At 34.8% G+C, this 23,997-nt stretch carries 20 protein-coding genes; 1 reads left to right on the plus strand and 19 read right to left on the minus strand.

Annotation, left to right across the window (positions count from 1 at the left end; all coding sequences use genetic code 11):
* From AA089_RS00240 to AA089_RS00250, 3 genes are all read right to left on the minus strand, one after another.
* Positions 1-390 carry a hypothetical protein gene (locus tag AA089_RS00240; protein ID WP_046754896.1) on the minus strand — a complete coding sequence of 130 codons (390 nt, stop codon included), beginning with the start codon at positions 388-390 and terminating at the stop codon, positions 1-3.
* Between the two features lie 134 nt (positions 391-524).
* On the minus strand, positions 525-1,034 hold the full coding sequence (gene lysM, locus AA089_RS00245; RefSeq protein WP_046754897.1) for a peptidoglycan-binding protein LysM: 510 nt from the start codon (positions 1,032-1,034) through the stop codon (positions 525-527).
* A 447-nt stretch (positions 1,035-1,481) separates the two neighbouring features.
* Positions 1,482-2,426, minus strand: coding sequence for a hypothetical protein (locus AA089_RS00250; protein WP_046754898.1), 945 nt, complete (start codon positions 2,424-2,426; stop codon positions 1,482-1,484).
* A 128-nt stretch (positions 2,427-2,554) separates the two neighbouring features.
* Between AA089_RS00250 and AA089_RS00255 the strand changes: the two genes are divergently transcribed.
* Positions 2,555-3,556 (plus strand): NAD(P)H-dependent glycerol-3-phosphate dehydrogenase, encoded by a 1,002-nt coding sequence (locus tag AA089_RS00255; RefSeq protein ID WP_046754899.1) that lies wholly within the window; start codon positions 2,555-2,557, stop codon positions 3,554-3,556.
* Between the two features lie 550 nt (positions 3,557-4,106).
* Here AA089_RS00255 and AA089_RS00260 read toward each other — a convergent pair.
* From AA089_RS00260 to AA089_RS00335, 16 genes are all read right to left on the minus strand, one after another.
* Complete coding sequence (locus AA089_RS00260) at positions 4,107-6,029, minus strand: alpha/beta fold hydrolase (RefSeq protein ID WP_046754900.1); 1,923 nt, start codon at positions 6,027-6,029, stop codon at positions 4,107-4,109.
* Positions 6,026-6,688: a 4'-phosphopantetheinyl transferase family protein gene (locus AA089_RS00265; protein WP_053002139.1), complete on the minus strand. Its 663-nt coding sequence runs from the start codon at positions 6,686-6,688 to the stop codon at positions 6,026-6,028. The genes AA089_RS00260 and AA089_RS00265 overlap by 4 nt, the downstream gene beginning before the upstream one ends.
* Positions 6,689-6,694: 6 nt before the next feature.
* Complete coding sequence (locus AA089_RS00270; protein ID WP_046754902.1) at positions 6,695-11,098, minus strand: non-ribosomal peptide synthetase; 4,404 nt, start codon at positions 11,096-11,098, stop codon at positions 6,695-6,697.
* A gap of 70 nt (positions 11,099-11,168) precedes the next feature.
* On the minus strand, positions 11,169-11,627 hold the full coding sequence (locus tag AA089_RS00275) for a GNAT family N-acetyltransferase (protein ID WP_046754903.1): 459 nt from the start codon (positions 11,625-11,627) through the stop codon (positions 11,169-11,171).
* 31 nt (positions 11,628-11,658) lie between these two features.
* The gene (locus tag AA089_RS00280; RefSeq protein ID WP_053002140.1) at positions 11,659-12,390 is read right to left on the minus strand and encodes a serine O-acetyltransferase; all 732 of its coding nucleotides are present in this window, start codon (positions 12,388-12,390) and stop codon (positions 11,659-11,661) included.
* A 49-nt stretch (positions 12,391-12,439) separates the two neighbouring features.
* Positions 12,440-13,405 (minus strand): ABC transporter substrate-binding protein, encoded by a 966-nt coding sequence (locus tag AA089_RS00285; protein WP_046754904.1) that lies wholly within the window; start codon positions 13,403-13,405, stop codon positions 12,440-12,442.
* Positions 13,406-13,437: 32 nt separating this feature from the next.
* On the minus strand, positions 13,438-14,547 hold the full coding sequence (locus AA089_RS00290; protein ID WP_046754905.1) for an NAD(P)/FAD-dependent oxidoreductase: 1,110 nt from the start codon (positions 14,545-14,547) through the stop codon (positions 13,438-13,440).
* 2 nt (positions 14,548-14,549) lie between these two features.
* A complete protein-coding gene (locus AA089_RS00295; RefSeq protein WP_053002141.1) occupies positions 14,550-16,058 on the minus strand; it encodes a class I tRNA ligase family protein in 1,509 nt (502 codons plus the stop codon).
* Between the two features lie 3 nt (positions 16,059-16,061).
* Positions 16,062-16,436: a cupin domain-containing protein gene (locus tag AA089_RS00300; protein ID WP_046755011.1), complete on the minus strand. Its 375-nt coding sequence runs from the start codon at positions 16,434-16,436 to the stop codon at positions 16,062-16,064.
* A 4-nt stretch (positions 16,437-16,440) separates the two neighbouring features.
* On the minus strand, positions 16,441-17,841 hold the full coding sequence (locus AA089_RS00305; protein ID WP_082113155.1) for a diaminobutyrate--2-oxoglutarate transaminase: 1,401 nt from the start codon (positions 17,839-17,841) through the stop codon (positions 16,441-16,443).
* Between the two features lie 104 nt (positions 17,842-17,945).
* A complete protein-coding gene (locus tag AA089_RS00310) occupies positions 17,946-19,250 on the minus strand; it encodes a SidA/IucD/PvdA family monooxygenase (protein WP_046754906.1) in 1,305 nt (434 codons plus the stop codon).
* Between the two features lie 44 nt (positions 19,251-19,294).
* Entirely contained in the window at positions 19,295-20,917 is a 1,623-nt protein-coding gene (locus AA089_RS00315; RefSeq protein ID WP_082113156.1) for a radical SAM protein, read from the minus strand.
* 268 nt (positions 20,918-21,185) lie between these two features.
* Positions 21,186-21,662 (minus strand): pyridoxamine 5'-phosphate oxidase family protein, encoded by a 477-nt coding sequence (locus AA089_RS00320; RefSeq protein ID WP_046754908.1) that lies wholly within the window; start codon positions 21,660-21,662, stop codon positions 21,186-21,188.
* A gap of 14 nt (positions 21,663-21,676) precedes the next feature.
* Positions 21,677-22,558, minus strand: a complete 882-nt coding sequence (locus AA089_RS00325; protein WP_046754909.1) for an alpha/beta fold hydrolase — start codon at positions 22,556-22,558, stop codon at positions 21,677-21,679.
* The gene (locus AA089_RS00330; protein ID WP_082113157.1) at positions 22,555-23,649 is read right to left on the minus strand and encodes a cytochrome P450; all 1,095 of its coding nucleotides are present in this window, start codon (positions 23,647-23,649) and stop codon (positions 22,555-22,557) included. The genes AA089_RS00325 and AA089_RS00330 overlap by 4 nt, the downstream gene beginning before the upstream one ends.
* A 59-nt stretch (positions 23,650-23,708) precedes the next feature.
* Entirely contained in the window at positions 23,709-23,966 is a 258-nt protein-coding gene (locus AA089_RS00335; protein WP_046754911.1) for a hypothetical protein, read from the minus strand.
* Positions 23,967-23,997 lie beyond the last annotated feature (31 nt).

Consider the following 23,997-nt stretch of genomic DNA (forward strand, 5'->3'; position numbering starts at 1 on the left):
TTAGTTTAATACTTTATCATAAAGGTATTCTTCTCCTTTTTCTATATCGCCCAGCACTAAGATATCGTTATTATTTTCGTTCATATCTTTTAGTTCGTAATAATCTAACATTTCTCCGTTTTCATCAGACATTTCTATGATTAGGGAACGATTTTCATTTGTTTTATTATATGCCGAAGAAATATGATATGCGCATTTTTTGTATTCTTTACCAACATAGTAATATTTGCATACTCCGTTTTTAGAAAATTCGAGTTTGTAATCTGGATTTGTTTGCGAAACCCATGTGCCAACAATTTGTTTGTGTGGTTTGGCAAAGGAAGTAATTCCCATCAATATTAGGAGCAATAAAGAAAGTGGAATAATAATTAATGCGCGTTTACTTCTCATGACATTAGCATTTAGATGGCAATATTATGAGATTTTAGTAGTATGGAACAAGGGGACTTTTCCCCTTTTTTGTAGGGTTTTAACTTTAATTCATAAAAAAACTCCTCAAATTTGAGGAGTTTTTCTTGTTTTTACTAGTTGTCTAGTGCTGGAATTCGTAATACTTGTCCTGGATAGATCAAGTTTGGATCTTTCAACATCGGTTTGTTTGCTTCGAAAATCACTGGATATTTCATGGCATTTCCGTAGTATTGTTTTGCAATTTTTCCAAGTGTATCGCCTTTAGCAACTGTGTGAAATTGTGCTTCTGGCTCTTCATGTTCCACTTCCATTCTGTCATCAACCATGGCAATTCCGTGTGTATTTCCAACGACTAAAATTACTTTTTCTTTGGTTGTTTGGTCGTGTGCTTTTCCAGATATAATTGCGGTATCGCCTTCTAGTGAAACTTCTAAGTTTTCAACGTGTAGGTCTAAGTCGCTAATTGTTTCTTTGATGGACGCTTCTGCTTCCGCTTTTGCTTTTGCGGCTGCTTCTGCAACTTCAGCTGCTTTTTCGGCAGCAACTTCGGCAGCTTCTTCTGCTGTTGTTTTTCCGCCAAATAGTTTCGCTCCTGCATCTTTGATAAATGAAAATAATCCCATAATTTTTTTGTTTTTATTAGTATTTATTGTGTTTTTTTATTGTGTTGTGAAAGTACGAATTATCAAGCAGTCTACAAAGATTCACTGCTATTTCTACAACTTTACGATGTAGTGCAAAAAGTTTCTTTAAATTACATTTTTGTATACTTTTCAAAATACTTTTTGATGAATAATGAAGCTTTATAATCGAATAAAAATAGCTTCAAAAAACTCCATTGAAGAACGGAGTTAGTTCAACTTGCTATTTTGTATGCGTTTTTCAGGTTTTTTTATATTGCTCCTGAAGAATATCTCTCTATTTAGAATGATTTGAGAAACCTTGAGAAGATTCCGTCCTTCGACGGAATTACTTCAACTTTTCAAGTTGAAGTAAAAAAGAAACAGTTTTCACACGAATGCGAAAACTGTTTCTAAACTAAATAACCAACCAAAGTCTTTATGTCTTTATTATTTTTTAAAGTCGTCTTTGTTGAAGACTTTATTTTTTATCTTTTTACGTTTTTTGTCGGTCTGCTTCAACTTTGTGGAGCTTCCGTCTGTAGAAGGTCGTAAGTACTGAATGTATCCTCTTCCTTCAAATTCGTATGTTGTTCCCGAATCTGGGTGAAACAACTCTATTGTTCCGTCATCTATAACGTTGAGTTCAAAGTATTCATTGTCTAGATAATCATAATCTAATGTTAAAACTTTTGAATACGGATTGTTCGGTACGTCGTATACAGTGTATATTCCTTCGTAATCGTATAGTAAGTTTGAAATTGGCGTACCAACCGCATCTCTTGATGAAAGGAAGGTATCGTCATTTCCGCCAGCTAAAAACGTTAGAAAGTTTTCTTCGTCAAACGCGTTTAACATTCCAGCTTGACTGGTATATACTTTTTCCCATGCCGTAAATTCCTGTAATAGATAATGAATGTTGTCATAGAATACAAAGTCATAATCAAAGTTTGAACGCTGATATCCTGTTAGGTAATAGCTTGTATTTGTAGATGTATCTACCAAACGGATTCTGTTGACACCTAGCTGATCAACACGTAATGGATAATATCCGTCAACATCATGATCAATGTCTACATAGGTAAAATCGGTTCCGTATATACCAACATCAATTCCGTAGCCATTTCCGTTGTTTCCAATTCCTGAGATATTATTGTTTGCGTATAAGACTCCATTTCTAAACGAAACTGTAAATGCACGTTGTAAAAAAGGAACTTCACCGTTTCCAGTAGTTTCATTGATATTTACGTACCAAAGTTCATACGAGTTTAAAAGTTGCCCCAAGCTAATGCCTGGTTCGTCAATAATAGCATCTTCAACTAATACTTCTGTGTAGCATGAACTCAATAGCGTACTAAATAGTGTAATCGATAAGAGTAGTTTTAGCGTCTTCATAAGCCAATCATTTTAAAGTTGATATGAAACTACTTTCAAAACGTGTGCCAAAAAAGTAAATCCTAGATTTTAAAGCGTACGATAAGAGCAATATTTTATGTATTTTTGAATTATAGATATCTTTTTTTATGAATAAAGAATTAAAATACGCTGTTTTTGGTGCTGGAAGTTGGGCAACTGCCATTGTAAAAATGTTATGTGAAAATTTAGATGAGATCGGATGGTACATGCGAAGCGTTTATACAAAAGAGCATTTGCTGAAAGAGCAACACAATCCTAGCTATTTGAGTTCTGTAGAATTTAATATTGATAAGTTAAAAATTAGCAATGATATTAATGAAATTGCAGCACATGCTGATGTGTTGATTTTTGTAATTCCATCTGCCTTTATTTATAGCGAATTGCAAAAACTTACTACTGATATTTCAGATAAAGTTATCGTTTCTGCCGTAAAAGGAATTATTCCAGAGTCCGGATTGTTGGTAGGCGAGCATTTTCATGATGTGTATAAAACGCCGTTTGAAAATATTGCTGTTATAGCAGGACCTTGTCATGCCGAAGAAGTTGCGTTGGAACGTTTATCGTATTTAACGATTTCTTGTGCAGACCAAGATAAGGCACAAAAAATAGCCGATACATTATCGAGCAGTTATATTAAAACAAAAATTAGTGATGATGTTATTGGTACTGAATATGCCGTAATGTTAAAGAATATTTACGCTATTGCCGCAGGAATTGCACACGGATTGGGTTATGGAGATAATTTTCAAAGTGTGTTGATGAGTAATGCCATTCGTGAAATGAAACGCTTTATTAAGAAAGTACACAAGATGAAACGTAACATTAATAATTCTGCTTATTTGGGCGATTTGTTAGTGACTGGCTATTCTGTTTTTTCTCGAAATCGTATGTTTGGAAATATGATTGGGAAAGGCTACACCGTAAAATCTGCACAAATGGAAATGAACATGGTTGCCGAAGGATATTATGCAACGAATAGTGCGTATTTGTTGAATCAGGAGAATGATAAGAAAACCAATATGCCAATTATTGATGCAGTATACGCGATTTTGTATCAGAATAAAGATCCGAAGAAAGTTTTTATGAAGTTAACAGATAAGTTGGATTGATGTTGTTTTGAAGATTTGTCAATTTGTTGATTCGTTAATTCGTTGATTTGTTGATTTGGTTGTCATTTTTTACGAATTTGCGTGAAGGATTGAGGCATTTGTTGAAGCTCTCTCCAACTTGATTGGAGAAGCGACTGCCGAAAGCCTGACCGTTTACGGACACGCCCGCAATAGTATGATGAAATGTATTTAGAAACACAATCATAACGTCAGTTCGATATAGGTAATTCAATTCCTATTTATAATCAAGCATGAAAACTCTCTGCTAATTACCATATTTTCTGTGTTTTATTTTCATTTTCTTTGCTTTCCCAAAGAAAAGAAACAAAAGAAAGGGAACTTTTCCAGAGGTATTTTTAGTTTTTCTTTTAAGGAAAAACTAAAACCGCATGAATTTCCCTAAATTTTTTCCAAGGCTTCAAAAATTTTTAACGGAAAATCCCTGCTATACTTCGGAAAAGAAAAATATCGAACTAAATTTTTAACGTCGAACTCAGCTTATTACACATTTACTATATTCCCAATACGATAGTCCGCCGTTTTTCTTTTTTTATATGAATCCCCAATGAAATAAGTAGATTGCTAAGAGTATGTTGGAAAACAATACTGTAAATGTGATACTTCTGTCTTTCATGTTTCGAATTCCCGCAAAGAAAATGATTGTAGTGATTGCAATGCAACAAATGAAAGGCAGTATGAAACTAAATAGATATGCATATTTTTCTGGCAGACCAAAGACAAGTACGTAGAAGTTTTGTGTTGATATGTCTTGAATAGCAATGATGAATCCTGCAATGATAATAATAGCCAATACAGAAGAAATTAGTAATAGTATTTTTAGAATTGTATAGAGTTTATGACTTTTTTCTTTTTTGCGAAAGGATAATATGTAAGCGAAAATGGCAAGTAGTATTACGACCAACGCTATGACCAATGGCAACAAGAAAACCATGTCCAAGTTTTGCAAACTATTCCCCATATTTACCACGCCACCATTGATGTGAACGCCTTTTACGAAACTAACTTTTAGTTGATCGAATTCGTTGTTTAGTTCTGCTGTAGGATTTTGCAAGAAGGTATTTGTCGTTTGAAATCCGATAGGCGAAAAACCAGCTGCATGTCCAAAAGCTTTGGCTTCTATCCATTGGGCATTGGGCAGTTTTTTGACTAGTTTTTCGGCATTTGTCGAAGGTGTAATTGGATCAAAACCTCCCGAAAATAGTAAGATTGGCACATTTATTTGTTTGGGAATGGTATCGAGAGATTTTTGCATTAGTTGTCGCCCTTGATTCCATTGCTGACACACTAAAAAGTCCGAACGATAAAACGATAAACCTTCGTTTAGTGATGTTTGTTTGCTTACATCTTGTGTGTAGGCTTCCAAAGAATTGTTTGGAATAGTTTCAGCACACGTACTACAGTAATATGCGCCATAATCTAAACTTAAAGCTCCTGAAAAAGCGGCTACCAACGCACTTAACGCAGCTTCATTACCATCGTGAAATTGATAAATGAGCATTGGCAATACTTCAATTAATTTGTATTGATACAATGCTTGATGAATGGCAACTTTAAAATCTTCTGCATTATAGGTAAATTCGCCACTTTCAATGACATTTTTATCAACTTTAACTGTGATTGGATTTTGCTTTAGTTTTTCAATGGTTGCATAATAAGTAGCTTCCAAATTAGGGTATTCCGTTTTGCATTCTGGATTGTTTTCACAAATACTAAATAGTTTGTCCAGACTTTGTATGTAGTTTGACGTATTTTTTGTGTAGTAATTATCTATTTCGGCAATAGGCGAATCTAATATTAATGCGCGTACATCGGCAGGAAAGTGTTTGGCATATTCCTGTACAACGTAAGTTCCGTACGACACGCCATATACATTCCATTGTGCATATTGAAAATGGTTTTTTAGCGCATGTAAGTCCTTCGCAGTTGCCATACTATGATAGTTATTTATATCTATATTATTGGTAATGAGATTTCTTTGACATTGCAATGCTGCTGCTACTTTTTGCTGTTCGTCTTCGTTTGCTGTTTGATTTTTAGCTAAGATTTTAAAGAATTCTTTTCCTAAGTCTGGGCAAAGTCTTGGTTCCGAAAAACCTGTTCCACGTGCATCGACTAGAATGATATCGAAGTTTTTTCGCAACGGATTTTCTAGCCACCACCAAATACCTTCTACAGCACTTGCGCCTGGTCCGCCTTCAACAATTACAATGGCTTCTGCATTTGCAGTATTGGAGGTATTTTTGAGCTTTGCTACTGCTAGTTGTATTTTTTTCCCTTGCGGGTTTTCCCAATTTTCAGGCACCGTAAACTTTCCCCATTGTATCGTTTGTTGTGTTATAAAAGTATTATTTGGGTACAAAGAGTTTACTTCCTCAAACGACGTATGTTTTTCTTGACCAAATACGTGTATACTGAAGAAGAAGAATAAGATGATAAAAAAGTGGTGTTTCATGTTGTTGTAAATCGGTTAATGTTGATTTCCTTTAGGATGAATTGTTCGCGGTTTATTTTTTCTTGTGTTGCACAATGACAAACATATCCATCTTTTACTTCCATTTTAGTGAGAAAAAATGTGAGGTCATCAATGTGTGCTTTGTTATTTTTTACTTCAAACGATGTTAACGGAATCGCTAAACCTTTGCCGTGTGCTTTGATTACAGCTTCTTTTTGTGTCCAATAGTTAAAAAATGCGTTTTGCTTGTCTACTGCATTTAGCACAACTTCTTGCTCGTAAGTTGTCATTTGTGGAACAAAGTCTTGAACACAAACGGGATGTATTTTTTCAATATCGATTCCAATATCAGTTTCGTAATTTGCTGCAATGATCGCAATGGCAAGTTGTCCTGCATGTGAAATATTGAATTGTACAGGTGTATTTTCAAAATATGGTTTTTTATATTTCGTAAAACGGAGTTTTTTAAAATCTGTCGTTTCCGATATCGATTTCATTCCTTCTTTAATGAGTAGTTTTCCCAAAAGTGATAGTTGCAAATCTTGCCATCTGCGGTAACGCAATAACCGTTCTTGATGTTCTTTTGAAAATAACTTTAGATTATTTCTCAGCAACAATTCATGCTTATCTTCCTGTATTTCAGCATATAAAGCAATCAAAATGTATTAAAAATTAAAATCGAAATCAACTTGCGTTGACAAATTATTATATATTTTATCTTTTATAGCTGCCAAAGTTATAGAAGAATTTAAGACAACTTGCGTTCCTATTTTTTCAAAAAGTTCTCCTATGTATATCGCAGTTGATGCTTCATAACGATCCGTGTTGTAAGAAATGGTTAGTTTCAGACAATCTTCTATTTGAAAGAAATTGAATAACAACGGAGTACGACTGTATATCGATGCTGTTGGAAGGTAACGTAACTTTAACTTACCAATGTTGATTTCTTCTTGATACGAAAAATCTGGTTTTTGATATGTAATGAGCACATCAAATAATTCCTTTTTAGTCATTGCTAATGGAATTTCAGGATATGCTTCCAAGCGCATCAATTCGTGTTGTACGCTAGATAATACGTCTTCAAATGTAGTCTGTTTGGAAAATTGCGTACGTAGCGGCACGGTTTTTACAAACATCCCAATAAGTGTAGCAATATCAGCATGTGAACGTCCTGAATGTACGGTACCAACAACAATATCCGTGTGTTCGCTCGCTATGAAAATAATACTATTGATAATGGTTACAACGAGTTGATAAACAGACACTTTTTGCTGTTGAGCCAATTTGTATATGTCGTTTGTAAATTCTTTGGAAAATGTAACCGTATGGTCCACTCCTTTGTTGGTGGTTTGACTTGTAATGGTATCTACAGGAATGCTTTCTTTACTTACATATTCTTTTAGATATTCTTGATAAAAAGAGCTTGCCTTTTCCGTGTCAGTATGGTTTTGAAGCCATTCTGCATAATCTTTGAATTGCAATGCATTTTCTTCTCGTTCTTGTTCCAAAAGTGCATTGCTGAGTTGTTGTGTGAATAGTTCTAAGGAAATTCCGTCCATAACGATATGATGCGTGCAAAATACCAAGATATTAGTATCCAGATTTACTTGAATGAGCAATATGCGTACCAATAAGTCTTCTGCCAAATTGAAAGGCGAATTGATACATTCTTCAATATAGTTTTGTGCTTTTTCAGGATGCGTTTGTATGAGAGAAATGGAGAAATTAACTTGTCCTATCGATTTTATTTTTTGAAATACTTGTCCTTGCTTTTCAACAAAATTGGTGCGTAAGATTTCATTGGCTTGAATCACTGTTGAAATAGCACGTTCAAGCTTGCTTTGATCAATTTTCCCATGAACTTCATAAGCTGCCGACATGTTATATGCAATGGACTTTTCTTTGGTTTGTGAAGCTACCCAAAGTTGATATTGTGAAGGTGTAATTGCATATAATTCCTTTGAAATAGCAGGTTGTATATGTGTTATTTCTTCATTTTTAAGACTTTCCAGATAGTTTGCTAAGGAAGCAATTGTTGGATATTGAAAAATAGTTTTTAATCCAATAGCATGGCTAAATTCTTCGTTGATACGATGCGAAAGTTTTACCGCATTTAATGAGTGACCGCCAAGACTAAAGAAGTTATCAATTGTGCTAATGTTGTGTGGATATTGCAACACCGTTTTCCACAAAGCTATTAATTGCTTTTGGAATGTTGTTTTTGGTAATTTTTCTGTGTGTGCTTTTGCTTTAATGCTACGTTGAGTGAGTTCTTTTCGGTCGATCTTTTTGTTCATTGTCAACGGAAAATCATCCACTTCTTGTACTACTTTAGGAATCATGTACAAAGGCAGTTGACGCTCTAATATTTCCAATACATTGTGTAGCTCGTACTTTGTATCGTGTTTTTGAATGTACGCTACTAAAAACGCTTCTTGCCCTTTTTGCTTTTTGGCAACAACTACAGCTTTTGTAATCGCAGGAATTTCGTTCAGCTTGGTTTCTATAGCTTCCAATTCTATACGGAATCCACGAATTTTTACTTGATTGTCGTTTCTTCCCAAAAATAACAATTCGCCTTTTTCATTCCATTTGACCAAATCGTTGGTATTGTATATTCGTCCGCTATTGAACGTATTTGAAATAAATTGTGCGTTCGTTTTTTCAGGATCGTTAACGTAACCTTTTGCCAAACCATTACCTCCTATGTATAAGGTTCCAATACTTCCTTTGGGCAATAGTTGTAATTGATTATCAAGAACGTAAAATTGTGTGTTTGCAATTGGCGATCCGATGTTGTTGGCTTCTTTGGCTTCCGTAATTTTTTTGGTAGAAGACCAAATTGTGGTTTCTGTCGGACCGTACATATTCCACAATGCCTTGGAATTGGATAAGAGTTGTGCCGCCAAATCTTCGCTCAACAAATCGCCTCCGCAGACTATCGTTAATGCTTTGTTTCCTTTCCATCCACCATTGATTAATAGTTGATAAAAACTTGGCGTTGCCTGAATAATTGTTGGCGATTGTTTTTTGAGTGTTGTGATCGTTTGTGCATAATCTGCTAAGGTTTCATTGGAAGCAATGTAGACGGATGCGCCCGAGATTAATGGCAAGAAAAATTCTAGTATGGAAATGTCAAAGGAATATGTTGTGACTGCAAATAAGGTATCATTTGGTGTTATTCCTGGTTTTTGTTGCATACTTCGCAAAAAGTTTAGCAATGCTTTGTGCTCAATTTCAACACCTTTGGGATTTCCAGTTGATCCTGACGTGTAAATGATGTACGCTGTTTGTGTTTCTTCAATTTTTGGCAGCGCTGTAAATTCCTTGTCATCTGTTGTTTGTAAGATAGTTTCGGATGCTATTAATTCGCAATTTTCAAACGATTCGTCATACGATTGATCTGCAATTATGGTAGCTACACCACTATGATGAACAATGTATTGCAATCGACTGTGAGGAAATGTAGGATCGAGCGGAATGTATGATTTTCCAGCTTTAAGAATTCCTAAGAGTATCGAAATTGTAGCTACACTACGATTGAGTAATACGCCAATGGAAGCCGATTTTATATCCAATTGTACGATGTTTTGCGCAACAGTATTGGAAACTTCATGTAGTTCTTTATAAGATAGCGAAGTGTTGGCATCTTTTACCGCTATTGCATTTGGAGAGTGTGCTACAGTTGCTTTTATAAGGTCTAAAAGTGTTGTGCCGTTTTGATAACTTACTTTTGTATCGTTAAAATCGTACAGCAATTGTTTTTTTTCTGCTACAGATAGAAAATCGTACGAAGAAAGTGCTGCATGAGGATTTTTTAAAAGTTCACGTAGCAACGATTGAAAGTGTTCCGTAAGTTGCTTGATTTGTACTGCATCAAAGTAATTAAGATTGTAATCGAAATCAATTTTAACGTCTTCATGTTCATCAAATTCACGAATATATATTGCCAATGCCACACGTTCTGCTCCGTGTGTAAGCGGAATTACAGTAGTTTTTGTGTGTTGAAAGTGCGCTGCATAGTTTTGCTTTTCATACGATAGCGAAATATTGAATAACCGTTCTTTATCTTGAAAATTGTGCAAACCTTGTGCTAATTTCCCCAAAGGAAAACGTTGGTGTCGATAGTCTTGACGCAGTTGTCCTCGAATGGCAGTTAGCAATTCGGCAAATGTTGCATTGTGGTCTATTTTCATTCGCAATGGCGAAATTCCCATAAATAAACCCACTGTTTTTTTAAATATCGATTTTCCTCTGTTTAATACAGGTAATCCAATGGCGAAGTCCGTATTTTGATGTACACGACTAAAGTACAAAAAGAGCGCTCCGAGAATGAAATGAAAGGTACTTACTTTACATTCTTTTGCTTGTAGATTGATAGCATTGTACTGTGAGCGTTTGATAAAAATTGCGTTACGATCACTGATTGCTTCTTGTGTATTTGGGTTTTTCTTTTGAAAAAGATGTTCAGGTAGTATTTTGAATCTTTCTAGCCAATACGCTTTGTCTTTTTGGTATGCTTCCGAAGTTTGATACGCTTTATCATCTTCTGCAAAGTCTTTGTAGGTATAAGGATATTCTGAAATTACACTTCCGTTTGTTATAATTTCATTGTAATTTTTTACCAAACGCTGAAACATCAACGAAGTTCCCCAACCATCCGTAATGATATGATGATATACCGAAAAAAGATAGTGTTTTTCTGGCGCTACTTTTACTAAGATAAATTTATGCAGGAATGCTCCTGAAACAACTTCAAATGTTTTTTGAAAGTTTGCTTGCATAAACGCAGTAGCTTCTGCTTCGGCATTTGTACTTTTAGAAAAATCTTGAAAGGATAAAGCTCCTGTATAATGGTTTTGTATCGAAGGAATAACAGCAACATTTTCTATACGAAATGTGGTTCGGTACGTATCATGTTGATTGATTAAAGCTTGGTATGCTTTTTCAAAAACGTTTACATCTAACATACCTTCAATCGCAACTTTTGCCCCAATGTTGTATATTGGATCATTTGGGTACAAGAGTTGTTCAAAATAGACATCTTGTTGTGGTAGTGTAAGTTTCATAATGGATTTGGAAATGGTAAGAAGCGGCTTTTCTTCTTAAATCTGGTACTTTTAGTTGTTCTAACCGTTTTTATGCGTTAGAAGTAACATCCCAATAATAAAAATTGTGCAATGTATCAAGTTCAAAATTAGTGACTTCATAGAGTTTATTGGCAACTGTATTATTCTTTTCGGTTTCTAACATAAGTCCGCAATATCCTGAAGTTTTGCAATGATTTTTGGCTGCGTTTATGAGTTCTTTTGAAAATCCTTTTCCACGTTGTGCAGTAGCTACAAATAAATCATTGAGCAACCACATTCGCTTCATTTGTGTTGAAGAGAACAGCGGATATAATTGTACAAATCCTGTGACGGTTTTATTTTGATCGCACGAAACATAAATGACAGATTCTTTGTTTTTTATACGTTCTTCTAAGAAAGCTTTTGCTCCTGAAAGATCGGATGTTTTACGATAAAAAACTCTGTAGGCATCAAATAGTTGTGCTAAATCATTAAAACAGTCTGCGTTATTTGTAATTAGTGTTGTCATTTAGTGTAAAAATTAATGCGTTTTGTATGCTTTATTTTTGTGTTGATATTTGTTGTGTCACTATTTTTTTTACGATGGTTTTTTCAGGTATATCATTGACAATAACACAATCTGGTCCTATTTTGGAATCCGATCCTACTTGTACAGGACCTAAGATTTGTACACCTCTTGCCACGTGTACATTATTGCCCAAGGTAGGATGTCTTTTCCCAACTGGATTAAATGTAATTTTACGTGCGCCCAACAGTACATTATTTAGTAATGTGCAGTTGTCACCTATTTGAGATGTTGCGCCAATAAGCGTATTTACTCCATGATCGATTACAAAATTCTTTCCTATTTTTACTTGAGGATGAATTTCAATTGTTGTCGTTTTAGTCGCTTCTTCTGAGATGTAAAACGCATAATATTTACATAAGTTACTAATTTTTTCGTTCTCATTGTCAACGTAAAAAAGTTCATGTGCCAATCTGTAATAAAATATTACTTTGTACGAGCGTGATAATTTATATATAAATGAAGGCGCAATTGTAATAGGATCTTGTGCCACACGCGCGTACAAATCGCCATGACTTATTGCTGCAATTTTAGCATAGGTTTCATCATCAAGATTTATTTTTAATTGCACCAATTCTGGACATAAGATTTGATACAATTTTCGAAAATCTGCTTCTATTTGAGCAATAGAAATATCATGCTCCACATCTTTAAAGTTGTTTTGCACCGCTATTTCAGGAAAAAGATTTGAACTTAAGTTATCCATAATTCAAATTTTTTAAGATTAATTTACAGCTGTAGTATGTATACAGTATTTAGTTATAGTTTTCTACCACAACTAATTGTGTGTTTTCAATTGACCATTTTGCAAATCGTTTGAAATTTGAGTCTCCATAGGTGTCAAAAGTGAGGTCTCCGATACACGTTTTCCACGTTTGTTTGTGCAATTGTTGCTGCCAATCGCTCAATGTATTTGTGGTATACAGTTGCACAACAATTTCTATCGCAGCGTATGTTTCTAAGAAATACGTCATTGGATAATCGGAAAACTGTTTGTAATACTGATTGTTTACGCGTGTTGCCGTTTTGCATTGAGAAGCGTGTTCGTACCCAAATACAACTACTTTTTGATCAATATGACCTAGTTTTTTAGGAAGTTCAGGACGTACTAAATCGTCGGTAAAGAATATTTCATCAATGGTTTTTAAGTCTGTTAGATTTTTTTCTATAAACTTGATACTGTGATTGTAATTCCCGACGTACATTACCTTGTTTGCAGTTGCAATAGATTGTACAAGTGATACATGTGTTAACGTACGTAATTGTTTTTTTATGAGTGTTGATAGAGCAATTCCATGTGTTGAATTGTCGTGATCAATGTATAAAGTATGTGTCTTAATTTTTTGAAATTCATTTTTTATAAATGCAGCTAAGTCAGAATCTTTTCCACAAAGTCGAAAAGCATTTGGAAAATCTCGCGTCAGTGCATCTGCCGTTGCGGCTGGCAAGAATACTGGAAATGCATTTTTATACGTTTTTAAAGCATTTTTTGCAGCGGCTGAGGCATAATGTCCAATAACCGCATGTACTTGCTTGGCTACTATATGTTGTGCAGCGATTGTTCCTCCTTCAGCTGTAGCGAAATCATTTTCCCATATAAGTTCAATCCCTCTTTTTTCTAGTTCAAGGTTTTTTGCTGCCATTTTTACGGCATTGATAAACGTATCTTGATGTATAGAGCCGTTTGGTGATAAATCTGCTGATATTCCAATACGTATCATTTTTTTGTGTGATTATTGTTAGTAATAAACGGTTATAATTTGTAGCGCCATTTGAGTTTGTTCTCAACCGTTTGTGAGTTAAGATAGGCGTGTACTTGGGTACTGATTTCCTTTGCAATGGCAATGCAACATTTGTAACCTCTTCCTGAGAATCCGGCAGCTACATAGAGTCCTGGCTGGTTTTTTATAAACTGAACAATTGGTGCTTTTTCTTCAGTGTAGCTATCGTAGCCTTTCATTGCGTTGAAAGCTTGATGCGCAGTTTTTTTCTGTATCAAATCGTTCAAACGTGTCATTGCGTCTACCACTTCATTACTATTACTTTCGTTTAAAAGATCGGGCGTGTCTTGTATTTCAAATACCTGACTTCCTGCATAGAAGCTTCCGCCTGCATTTGGACGAATGTACGTTTCTATGGTTTCATCAATTAGTGAAATATTGATGGCTTTTGTATGATCTACCAATTGTGTGAGCGATATGGAACGTGTAAAAATGGGCAACGTTGGCAGTATTTTCTTGGTATAGGCGCCAACTGTTAACACTATTGATTTACATTGTACCGTGTCGTGTGGCAACACTATATCCCAAAGTTGATCACTTATTTGTTTGATGGCTTGCACACAACAATTTTCATATACTTCTCCTTTTTTTTCTTTGAATCCGTTAGCAAAATTGATTGCTGTTTGTGTCGGATTTCCATAACCACCAAGGTGTTCATATATTGCAATTTTGTTGACAGTATTTTTGATCCAAGGATATTTTTGCGCAATTGCTTTACTTTCTAAAACTGTGATTGGATAGTCGCTATTGCCCATTTCTTGAGAAAAAGAAGCTGCTTTTTCAGCATGTTTTTTATCCATGAGATATACAAAACCTGAACTGCTGTACGGGCTTTTTCCGGGTAAGTTGTGCTTGTCCCAATTGAGAAAGTATTGCAAAGATGTATACGAAAGTCTGCTAAGAGATGGCACAGGATCGTATACTCTTGTAATTCCTCTGGAATAACTTGTAGCACCTGAACTCCCTATTTTATTTTTTTCAATAAGTAGTACTGAATTGTCTTTGTTTTTTAGAAAATAAGCACAACTTGCACCATAAATTCCGCCGCCAATGACAACAGTGTCGTATACTTTTTTTGCCATTTTTAAGATACTATCGATTTGTTAAATAAGGTGTGTGCAAATACTTTGTTTTTCATTGTATACTTTTCCATGAATTGGTTTGAAAGTGTAGGATGAATTGGTGTGCTTAAAGACACATAAAGTATTGACGCTTCTACAATTTTGTCTGCTTCTTTGTTTGCATATAATTTCAAGATATATTCTAATAATTCTTGTAATACTGAAGCAATTCCATTGATAGAAAAGTGTTTTAATTCGCCATGATGAGACCATTTTTTATAGAAATTTAAAAGTACCTCATCGGTGGTATTTTGTAATTTTGTGATGTGTTTGTCAATATCGGTTACGGCTTCAAAAACGCTTTCGATACGCTGTATTCCACGTTCAAAAAAGTTTGTATACCAATGTGTAAATTTGAGCATTTCAAAGTTTCTAATTTCTTTTTCTGGTGAAATGAGCGCCAAATGAAAACGCACACCATCTGCGCTGTAATCTTTTAGAATATCATCTACCCATATGGCGTGATTTCTACTTGTTGAGAAGTCGCCACCTTCAAGTTTTAAGAATTTATTTGTCAATGCCGTGAAGTTATTGGTATAGCCTTCAAGGTTTGAAAGTAGTGATGGATATACAATAGCGTGACTAAAAGAACAATCGAAACCTAAAAAATTGACAATCCGTGTAGCAGTATCTTTCCAAAAATAGGCATGTTTTTCTGCGGCATTGTTTTGTGTCCAAAATTCTTTGGAAGCTGCCAAATATCCTGCAATACCAGAAAACCAAGTGTGAATTGTTTTGTGTTCTCCATCTATTTCTAAATCGATTCCGTGTCCACCAGGACGATCAATACACCAATCTAGTTCGCTTTCATTCAGGATATGATTTATAAAAATGTTTAAGTAATCTCTAACTTCATTTTCGGTATATAGTTGTTGTAGGAACTCTTTGTATTTTTCTAATTGGAGATATTCACGTTCTTTTTCGACAAACTGCACAGGCTTGTTGGTAAGGTAAGAAACCATGTTTTCCATTTTTTCGAGTACAGGACTGTTTGCACAAGCTTCACATTGACTTGCGTCAGAATGCGAGCCACAATAGTTACAAATTCCTCTTGCAAATGCTTCATATCCAAATTGCTGATCTTCTTCCGAATAGGGAACTTGCATTGTCGTTTTCTGAATGGTTCCTTTTTTTACTGCATTTTGATACAGCATTCTGATGGCAGCAGTATAATGTTCATTTTGATATGCTTTTAAGAAGATATCCAAATCAATATCTATTCCTTTGAGTGTTGCTTCAATACGATTACCAAAGTGCGTAGCCAATTCAAATTTATCTTTGTTTTGTTGTATTGCTTTGAGTGCAACATAATCTTGATAATCATCAGAATAGGAAACAAATAAAACATCATCACCCATCATTCTGCGAAGTCGTGCAAATACATCAGCCGCCAAAAATGGTCCTGAAATGTGCCCTAAGTGAAGATTTCCATTAGGTGTTGGTGGTGCAATTGTAACGATATATTTCCCCATAATTTACTTTTTATTTGTGTGTTCTGAAAGTATTTCACCATTCCACCATAGTGCATAAAAGTGAAAATCTTCATCAAATGGATTGGATACGTAATGATGATCTCCCGCTGGAATGTGTACAATGTCTCCTTGGTTCATTTCTGTCATTTCTCCATTGATGTTTACGAGTGCTTTTCCACTTATGACGATAAACATTTCTTCTTCATCAGCAGGCGAATTGACATGCGCTAACGAATCTGTTTTTGAACGACATATGCAATAAGCACCTCCAAATGGAAATGGAGACTGAGCATTCCCATTCCATGGTAATAGGCGTTGACCATCTACACCATATTCATGTTTTAAGTTGTTCCAGTCTAGTTTTTTTATAGTTCCCATATAGTTAGTTTTTGTTAATTGATTTGAATACTTCATCAAGAATGAAAAGAATATCTTTGGCTTGCTCATCGGTGAGAGTGAGTGGCGGTAATAGTCTTAGTACCGAACTTTCTCGTCCGCCTGTTTCAATAATTAGTCCTTTGTCAAAACACCTTTTTTGAATTTCGGAAGCTAGTTTTGGACTTGTAGGATATGAACCTAAGTGACTTGTTTTTTTGTCAGTATCCACAATTTCAATAGCAAGCATTAATCCTCTTCCTCTTACATCGCCTATAAATGGATATAGCGCTTTGAATTCATTGAAAATTTTGAGCATGTGTATGCCTTTTTTCTTGGAATTTTGAACAAGTTGGTGTTTTGTAATGTAATTTAGTACGGCTGTTCCTGTTGCCATTGCCATTTGGTTTCCTCTAAATGTTCCTGCATGCGATCCTGGCGTCCATTTGTCAAGATGATCTCTGTATACAATTAGTGATAAGGGTAAGCTTCCTCCAATAGCTTTTGATATGACAATTACATCTGGCGTGATGCCTGCTTCTTCAAAGGCAAACATGTCTCCAGTTCTTCCGATGCCTGCTTGCACTTCGTCAACGATGAGCGGAATGTCGTATTTTTTGGTAATCCTTCTAATTCCTTGTAGCCAATATGGTGAAGCCACAATGGTTCCGCCTTCTCCTTGTACAGCTTCTAAAATAAATGCTGCTGGTTTTAGAACGCCACTGTGTGAGTCTGATAAAAGGTTTTCGATGTAGTGTAACGATATTTTTTCTGCTTCTACTCCTCCAACGCCAAATGGACACCGATATGAATATGGAAATGGCATAAAGAATACGTCTTTCATTAAATTCAGTGCTTGGTCTTTTACTTTGGTGTTTGCCGTCAGTGATAATGCACCGTTTGTCATTCCATGGTAACTTCCTGAGAACGCAAAAACGGAAGATCTTCCCGTAGCAATTTTTGTAAGTTTTATGGCTGCTTCAATAGCATCAGCTCCACATGGACTGCAAAATTGAACTTTTGCATTTTCTCGGAAACCTTTGGGCAAAATTCCAAACAGCGTTTCTACAAATTTATCCTTTATAGGTGTGGTAATATCGAGTGTTAGTAGTGGAAGTTTAGTGTCAATACATTTTTGAATGGCTTCATGGATGCATGGATGATTGTGTCCTAATGCTAAAGATCCTGCGCCCGACAAACAGTCGATGTATTGATTTCCTTCAACGTCTGTAACGTAGATATCTTGCGCTTCTTTTATTGCTATAGGAATTCTTCTAGGATAGCTTCGAGCATTCGATTCAAATTTTCGTTGTCTATGTAAGTATTTTTCATTCCCTGATTTACCATTAGATGCAAAGTGATGTAAATCAATAGGTTTTTCCGAAATTGTATTACTATTTTTATGCATAATTGTACAATTTTTAATTAGTAAAAAGTTTGTTTAATCGAATGTAGATTGTGGTATCCGATTAAAAAGTAGCGGCAATTGTTTTTAGGATTTTGTAGTATGAACTATGCAGAAATGTTCTTTGTATTTATCTGAAATGGAACTGTTTCTTTTATAGATTCTACAATTTTTTGGGAGCGAAGTGCTAATAAACTAAAGGATCCTGCATCGCCCATTCCGTGTGATGATTCGCAAAGTCCGTTTAGAAAGAACGTATTTTTTTGTGTTCCCGTAAGGTTTAATGAATAGTTGTAGTTTACTTTTATAAGGTTATTTGTATCTACTTCTATGAGCGACGAAACGTTTTGTAGTAGCGGATGCAACGCTTCTTCATTTTCGGCAATTCCCGTATTCTTGAATCCTGTTGCCAATACGACTAAATCAAAGTTTTCCTCCTGCATATTTTCTTTTTCTAATTGTGTATAGGAAATTTTTAATGCTGCGTTATGCGCTTCTACAGACTGAATATCGGAACTTCTACGGATGAATATTTTCTGCTTGTTTTGAATTTTTTGCAAGTATATTTTTTTGTAGAGTGTTTCTAATACGTCTAAATCACTTGCAGAGTAATTTGTTAGATATAAATCGCCTAGCAAACGTTTTTTTACTTCGTCGTTAGATTTGTGAAAGAAGTCAACAAATTCAGGATAATAGACTTCTCCCGTAAATGGATTTACATCTTTTTGCTTGAATCCAAAAGCTCTGTGAAACCCAATAACTTCTGTATCTGGGAAATTTGCCGATAGGTGCAACATGATTTCTATGGCACTTTGACTTCCGCCTACAACGGCTACTTTTTTAAGCGTTTGTGCTTTTGAGAGTTTCGTTATTTTCTCTAGATATGAGCTTAAGAAAACGACGCGATCTGTGTGTAGATTTTTGAACTCTTTTGGAATATTTGGCGTTCTTCCAGGTGCTACAATGATTCGCTTAGCGTAATATACTTTTCCGCTTTCATCTTCAATATTGTATATTTTTTCATCTGCATAATTGACCACACTAATTTGGGTTACTTTGGTATCATATTGAGTTATATGATTAAAGTGTGAAGCCACCCAATTGATGTACTGCGTGTATTCAATTCTGTAAGGAAAATACATGCCTACATTTAGATGATCAAATAAACGATCGTGTTCAAACAGAAAGTTTGTAAAGCTGTATTTACTTCTAGGATTTCTGGGCGTTACTAAATCGCGCAGTGGATGATTTTGAATGTCAGAATCTTCAAAAAGCATATATTCTTGCCAAATAGATGCTGATCTTGCTTCTAAAAACAATACATTTTTACTGAATTCCATTTCTTCCATTGCACAAGCAACAGCAATGTTAGCTGGTCCAAAACCAACTCCGATAGCATCGTATATTTTCATTTTTAATTTTATTTTTGGTGACGTGACGTAATTGTCATTTAGTGTTAGTATACTTCTACATTGTTTGTAGATAATTTTCCTGATTCCATTAGTGATGCGAGCATTTCCGCAGGAATTTCTTTGGTTTGGTGTTTGCGTTGATAGAATACAATGTCGTAGAAACTACGTACATACTGTTTTATTTGTTCGAGACTAAAACCTTTTCGTTGTAGGTAGAAGAAACTCCATTGTCCAAAACCTTCTTCTCTATTGTATATACTTGTTTCTACGCTGTCTACGAAATGATCGAGCCATTTCATTGCTTCTAAGGAATCCATGGTATTGTGACTCCAATCAAATCCTTCTCCTTGGATATCGTAGGTTTCACGTTCATTCCAAATAGGCGATAGTTTTTCGCAATACCATATTTGCGCTTTGTACAAGGCAGGTTTAAATTCATTGACAAAATCGATGGTTTCTTGAATTGTTTCTTCAGTTTCTCCAGGAAAACCAACAATAAAGTTTACGTGTGTAAGAATGTTATGTTTTTCTAATCGTGGAATGGCAAATTGGTAGTCTTTTTTTCTTGAAGTTTTGTTCATTCGTTTTAGTTGCAAATCGCTTCCAGATTCCATTCCTAAGAATACACCTTCACAACCTGAAGCCGCCATAAGATCAATGGTTTCTTCATCGCACTGATCGGCTCTAAAAAATGAATTCCATTTGAAGTTATAGTTGTTCTTAATCATCATTCGTAAGATGTCTTTGAATCGTTTTTTTGGAACATTGAACGTATCATCGTAAAAAGTGAGTGTATGAATTCCTAAGTCATTGAGTTGATTTAATTCTTCTTCCACTTCTGCTACCGTTAGGTAAGAATATCTTCCTGCCCTTTGCGGAAATGTACAATACGAACACGCATACGGACATGATTTTGCGGTTCCGATAGAAGCAAAACCGTTGGCAAAGTCTTCTTTAAAAAGCGCATAGTCAATTCGGTTTGTTTTCATTTCATTGTATTCTATTTCGGTTTCATTATGAATAAATTCTCCGGAATCGTTTTTGAAGATTATATTTTTAACCGTCGCTAAATCGGTATTTGTTTTTAATGCATTGATAATGTTGGTCAGTGCTTTTTGACCTTCACTACTTACCACACAAACGTCTACAGATAGTTGCGTTAGTAATTTATTGATGGTTTTTTGAGGTACATCGGCCGTATTACTCATGATATAAGGACCACCAACAATGATTTTAGCATCTACATTGCAACTTCTGATAACTTTTGTAATTGCCACTATTGGATTTGCTTCTACATATAAAGTGGTTGTTACGGCAATAGTTGTATAGGTATTTTCTTTGAGTTTCTTTTTTATGAGTTCTACATTGTCACCATCGCTCACATGATCAAATGTGATGTTGTGCTGTGCCAAGAAACTTCCAATGACCAATATTGGTGGCCATAAAAAATCTGTGTTGGATAGTGGCGTATCTTTAAATGTTTCTCCATTGAGATGATTTAAAAAATCTAATGGTGTATACGGATTGTTTTCATAGGTTAAAAACCCTTGATCCATATCTTGATACGCAGCAGATTGTTTTCCAAATGCTAATTCAAACATTTTTACAGTTCGTTTGAGGTTTCCTCTTGAGTGACCGATAATTAGGCAGTCATAATGCTTTTTCATAATCGAGTTTTTAAAAGTTATTAAATGAGCAGCATCCAAATATTGTATTGACAGATACTCAGGCACAAATGAGCTGAATTGTTGCTGTAAAATAGGTATTGCGAATGCTACGTTTTAAATAGTGTTTTGGTAACAGGGAAGTGATGTACACTTTTTTGATTTGCTAAAAAATTGACGTACAAACAAGTTTTATGGTTACATTTTGCGTGTACGAAGACATGAAACAAAGATGTTTGTTTCTTATTTTATGATAGATATGTATGTATGTTTATTCTTTCGAAGAAATGGGTGCTACGTTGTATGTTTTCATGGCACCTTCAATGCGAACGCTATCGGCTGTTTCAGGATAAAAATTATACGATGGTGCAATGATTGGATAGATTTTTTTGATTGCTATTTTTATGAATGATTTGATAGGATATCCTGTGCCATATTTTTTATGAAATACTTCAAGTATTGCTGCATATTCAGCATCGACAACTTCTATAATACTTGCCAAACCTTTGATTTTGTATCCTTTTTGAATGAATATATTTATAAAACTCACACAAACTTGATGATTTTCGACAATATTGTTTATTGAATTTGGAGACGCAATATTGGCAATTAATATGTGTTCTGTATCTATGTTTAGAAACATTTCTTTGGGAGATACATTCGGGAAATTTTTACTGTTAGCTGTTGCCAACCAACATAACACACTACTTTCGATGTATTCTTGAACGTGATTATCAATTTGTTTCATCTGTTTGTTTTGTATTATTTAATTTGTAAGTTAACTAGAATTTCTTGGTTTACCAGCATGGATTGTTCTCTATGTGGAAAATGGTTTGCATTTTTTACTTTTACAAAATTCATCTTCGTAAAGATCGTATAGGATAGATTTTTTTCAACGGTTTGCCATAATATACACGCATCATCTTCTCCGTGAATTAGCAAAAAAGGAACGGCTACTTCTTTTGACATTTTTTTGAGATAAGGCAATAGTTGTAATGAAAAATTAGCGGCAAAAGCATTTTTATAATATGAAACTGTGTATTTGTAATTGTCCTTAAATATGTCTTTAATACGTTCCAATTCTTCTTGTGTTAGTATGTCTTCATTGGTCCAATCGTTCCACAATACGTCAATCATGTTAAAGTTGTCATGTGCAATTGCAGTAGCGGCAACACTAGAGTTGAGCAAAAAGTAGTACCAACTTTGCTTCTGTTGTACTGTATTTTTACATAATTCATCGTACAATGCATTTCCATACGGAACACTCATACAGGTAAGACTGCTAAATAACGATGGTTCAATACGTACTGCGGTGTATGCGGCAGCGCAACCCCAATCGTGCGCTACTACGTGAACTTTTTCTAGTTGCAATGCTGCGATAAAGTCTAATAAATCTACGCCTAATTGTAAAGCGGTTATTGGTTTTTTTTCGTTGTATCCTTCTTTATAATATCCGCGCATGTAAGGAGCAATTACTTGATATCCTTGTTCGGAAAAAAAATCAAATTGCGCTGCAAATGTCTGCGGATGATCAGGAAATCCATGTAAAAACAGTATCGGTTCTCCGTGTCCTTTACTGATGTATTTTACAGTTTCCTCTTCAGCATTGAGCTTACAAATGTTAGATTGGATTAATGAACTCATACGGTAATTTCCTTGTGTTTTTCATTTATTACCATACTTTCTACACTTCTAAAACCTTGCAAATCTTCCCAAGTTATATGTTGAATTTCGGAGGTTTTAACGAGTTCCCAAATTTTCGGAATGATGTGTATTGCAATATTTTGCGACAGTTTTTGTCCTAAACATTGATGCATTCCTATACCGTACGATAGTAATGGTTTTCTTTTTCGATTCATCAGAAATTCTTCAGCGTTGTCACCAAATACACGTTCGTCACGGTTTGCGCTCCCAATAATTACAGAAAGAAAGTCTCCTTGTTTTATTTGTTTTCCGTTCATTTCTATATCCGTTGTTGCCACTCGCATTACTGACTGCAATGGACTTTCCGTTCGTAATGTTTCAGTGATGATATCTTTTATTTTTAAAGCATCCCAATTATAATCATGCGTAAACATGTTGAACAACGTATTGGTAATTAAATTAGACGTATTGAACGTCATTGCATAGATGATCAACGCATATTGAATTTTCATTGACGCACTCAGCTGATTTGGCGCGCAAGCATTGAGATACGTTAAACTTTCATGAAACGCTAAAATATCATCTTTAGTAAACGTTGTTTTTTGCAACAGATAAGCGACTTGAAATACGTGTGTATAGCATTCTTTTTCGTCGAACGATTTATCTATTTTTAAAATGAATTTTGCAAGTTTTATCATCAGCGGAATTACAATATCATTTTTTAAATCACAACGCTGAGGATCAATTTTTTGTGTGATGTTTGATAGTGAAGTTTCCATGATTGATTTGAATTCTTCATCTTCATAGGAATGAATTAACGCGGTTAGTTGATACTTTAGTTGCACAACTTCTTCGGCGTAATCGGAATGTAATATCCAACTATTTAGCATGTTTTTCACCTCGCTTAAAACACCTTGATCAATGTCGGCTAAATCTGATTTTTCAAATAAGTATTTAAATTTATTTGATGAAAAAGTTTCATGCGCCTCTAGGCAAAATTTTACATCGTCGTAACTTGATACAAGCCAAACGTTATTAATTTTGAATGGTGACCGTTGTCGTCCCATTTTATAAAAATTATATAGTTTCATATGATTTTTGTTTACATTTTGCTTGTTAGCGTAGTGTTCTGATACTTTTTTCCGTGTTTTTAATAAGCTTTGTCCTGTTTGGAAATAATGCTTATTATATCGCCAATCGTTTCAGGAGCTTCTTCATATTCTATCTCACTAATGTCGATATATCCTTCTTCTTCAAGCTCTAATAAAAACCCAATAAGAACCATAGAATCTAGTCCTATTTTTTTGATTTCGATTTCTTCTACCGTGGCAAGTTCTTCTTCGCTAAATTGACCACTTATGTTTTGAATTTTTTCAATGATCACACTTTTTATATCTGTATTGCTCATACTAAATAGTTTTATGTTTTTTTAAATTATT

The organism is Kordia jejudonensis (genome assembly GCF_001005315.1).
GTDB lineage: Bacteria > Bacteroidota > Bacteroidia > Flavobacteriales > Flavobacteriaceae > Kordia > Kordia jejudonensis.